We start from the raw sequence: 1592 nt of genomic DNA, 5'->3' as shown, positions 1-1592 counted from the left end.
GTTTACCGGACGTCGTTGTTTTACCTGCCCCTTGCAAGCCTGCCATCATAATGACAGTTGGCGGTCGATTCGAGCGAGCTAGCTTGCTTTGTGTGCCACCCATTAATGCTGTGAGCTCTTTGTTAACAATATCGATAACGACCATGCCTGGTGTAAAGGACTTGAGCACTTCTTGTCCGATAGCTTGTTCCTTCACCTTAGCAATAAAGTCTTTCACCACTTTAAAGTTAACGTCCGCTTCAAGCAGAGCGAGTCTAACCTCGCGAAGCGCTTCGCCTACATCTTCTTCCGTCAGCTTACCTTTGCTTCTCAGCTTGCCGAATACGTTCTGTAGTCGGTTTGCTAATCCTTCAAATGCCATGCGCTTCACCTCCTGCTTGGACTTTATTAATCGATCCCTATTATTGTATCAAAAAGCTCTGCCATTTTCCTCTTTAGCTCTGGTTCGCAGCTATCTAGCTTGTAATCCAGCTCTGCTCGCAGCTTCATACGTTGTTCATGCTTATGTAACAGATGCAGCTTAGCTTCATATTCCTGTAAAGTTAACTCTGCCAGTTGAAGGAATGTTCTCTGCTTCTCGGTTAAAAGTGGTTCATAGAAATCAAATAGCAGATTAATGCGATTTGTTTTCGCAAGCATTTGATCGACAGTCATGAATCCACCTCCGTAAAGGTTGCACCCTTGACACCAGCACAACAGAACCTATCATACTGAATTCCAAGATGAATGTCAAGCATTTTACCTTGTCAGTTCACAAACAAAAAAATCCCCCTCTAACCGACTACCGGCAGAGGAGAATTTCACCCGATTATTCTTCTTTTTGCTCGCCGATCCATTTTGCCAAATAAGGCATGAACGAACTGCTCGGAATCGAATGGCTGAAGATCATCCATTTTTTCACCGAGACCAACAAACTTCACTGGCAGCGATAATTCCTGACGGATCGCCACAACGATACCGCCCTTGGCAGTCCCATCAAGCTTGGAGAGCACTAGTCCAGTCAGACCGGTTTTGTCACCGAACAACTTAGCTTGGCTAAGCGCATTTTGCCCTGTTGTCGCGTCAAGCACAAGAATAACCTCATGAGGAGCATCTGGCACTTCGCGCTGGATAACACGGTAAATTTTGTTCAGCTCTTCCATCAGATTAACTTTATTTTGCAGACGACCTGCCGTGTCACAGAGTAAAATATCTACGCCGCGGGTTTTGGCTGCCTGAACAGCATCAAACATAACCGCAGCAGGGTCAGCTCCGGATTGCTGCTTAATTACGTCAACGCCGACACGTTGCCCCCAAGTCTCCAACTGTTCAATCGCTCCGGCACGGAACGTATCGCCAGCTGCCATGAGGACTTTCTTCCCTTGGGATTTGAACATATGCGCCATTTTACCGATCGTTGTCGTCTTCCCAACCCCATTGACACCAACAAACAAGATAACCGATAAACCGTTAGGGTTTAAATTCAAGCCTGCATCGGCGTCGCCCTTCAGCAGCTCGATCAATTTTTCAGAAAGAATTGGCTGCAGTTCCGCGGGATCTTCAATTTTGCGTTTTTTCACTTCTGCACGAAGCTGATCAATGAGCTTAAGAAC

General features: G+C 46.3%; 3 protein-coding genes. All 3 read right to left on the bottom strand.

All coding sequences use genetic code 11. The features are described from left to right. The coding region (locus AC1DUA_RS38840) for a signal recognition particle receptor subunit alpha (protein ID WP_477504760.1) at positions 1 to 361 on the bottom strand (361 nt) is incomplete at its 3' end. Positions 362 to 387: 26 nt separating this feature from the next. After that, positions 388 to 654, bottom strand: a complete 267-nt coding sequence (locus AC1DUA_RS38835; protein WP_477504759.1) for a hypothetical protein — start codon at positions 652 to 654, stop codon at positions 388 to 390. 146 nt (positions 655 to 800) lie between these two features. After that, positions 801 to 1592, bottom strand: a 792-nt coding sequence (gene ftsY, locus AC1DUA_RS38830; RefSeq protein ID WP_477504758.1) for a signal recognition particle-docking protein FtsY, incomplete at its 5' end; no start/stop codon positions are given.

The organism is Paenibacillus sp. 01T422, assembly GCF_056398785.1.
This window is presented reverse-complemented; position numbering and strand designations above follow the sequence as displayed.

Excerpts from the sequence above, each read along its gene's own strand:
- AC1DUA_RS38835 (WP_477504759.1), bottom strand. The coding sequence starts at position 654 with ATGACTGTCGATCAAATGCTTGCGAAAACAAATCGCATTAATCTGCTA.